2 protein-coding genes and 1 pseudogene are annotated in these 771 nt (G+C 61.2%); 1 reads left to right on the top strand and 2 read right to left on the bottom strand.

Features of this window, described 5'->3' with window-relative positions; all coding sequences use genetic code 11:
* Together EN879_RS37730 and EN879_RS40490 are read right to left on the bottom strand one after the other, a co-directional pair.
* Positions 1 to 234: pseudogene (locus tag EN879_RS37730) on the bottom strand (histidine phosphatase family protein); the annotation flags it as partial.
* Positions 231 to 533, bottom strand: coding sequence for a hypothetical protein (locus tag EN879_RS40490; protein WP_244514304.1), 303 nt, complete (start codon positions 531 to 533; stop codon positions 231 to 233). The gene EN879_RS40490 and the pseudogene EN879_RS37730, both read right to left, overlap by 4 nt.
* A 20-nt stretch (positions 534 to 553) precedes the next feature.
* Here EN879_RS40490 and EN879_RS39275 point away from each other — a divergent pair.
* Positions 554 to 771 (top strand): hypothetical protein (locus tag EN879_RS39275; protein ID WP_164756003.1); only part of this gene is annotated, 218 nt, incomplete at its 3' end.

Below are 771 nucleotides of genomic sequence, written 5' to 3' on the forward strand. Positions count from 1 at the left end.
AGCGGCAAACAGAGCGCCGATCTTGCTCGCCTGCTGCTTGCCGCGCGCCGACAGGTTCATCTGGGTGGCGCAGCTGTCGATGTCGAAATTGGCCGGATCGGTGGTGCCGGTGACCATGGCATGGCGCAGCAGCACGACGTGTCCGCCGTCGCGCAGCAGCGCCCAGCCTGCATCCGTGGCGTGCGCCACGCTGGGAACAACAAGCAGGAACAACGCCAAGGCAAATCGAATCATCCGCTATCCTTCTGCGGTTCCCGGCAAGGGGTTCCGGTGGCAGGACATATAGGGACGGTAAAGCCGGCCGAAAGACAAGGCGCGGTCGGCGGGAAGCGTAGACCTACTTCTTCGCCATCTGCTTCTTCACCAGATCGACCTTCTGGTCGGTGAGAGGGATGGCTGGTGTAGCCGGCTTCGCTAAAGCGCTGCTTGGCGTTCTCGAAGAATCCGATCGCCTTTTGATATTCGGCCTTGCCGCCGCCATAGCTGGCCCGATTCCAGCTGACATCCCCGAGATTGTTCTGCGCGAAGGCCATTGCATCGGAAGGCTTCCCTGGTGAATACCTTCAGCGTCGCCGTGAATGCGGCCTCGATCGGTGACGCTGCGCGCGTCGCTTTTCGTCTCGGCAACTGCAAGCGCGGTCGCGGCAAGACAAAGCAGTGCGGCGACGAAAGCCGTCAGCCATGCCCGCTGCAAAAGACTGAGGTTCGAGAGTCGGACAAAGGCCATTTGTCGTTCGTGTCCGCCCTGATGATCCAAGCCCTCTATAACGC

This window comes from Mesorhizobium sp. M7A.F.Ca.AU.002.02.1.1 (genome assembly GCF_003998535.1).
GTDB lineage: Bacteria > Pseudomonadota > Alphaproteobacteria > Rhizobiales > Rhizobiaceae > Mesorhizobium > Mesorhizobium ciceri.

Bases quoted from the DNA above. Each gene is read 5' to 3' on its own strand.
- EN879_RS40490 (WP_244514304.1), bottom strand. From the start codon at position 533: ATGGCCTTCGCGCAGAACAATCTCGGGGATGTCAGCTGGAATCGGGCC.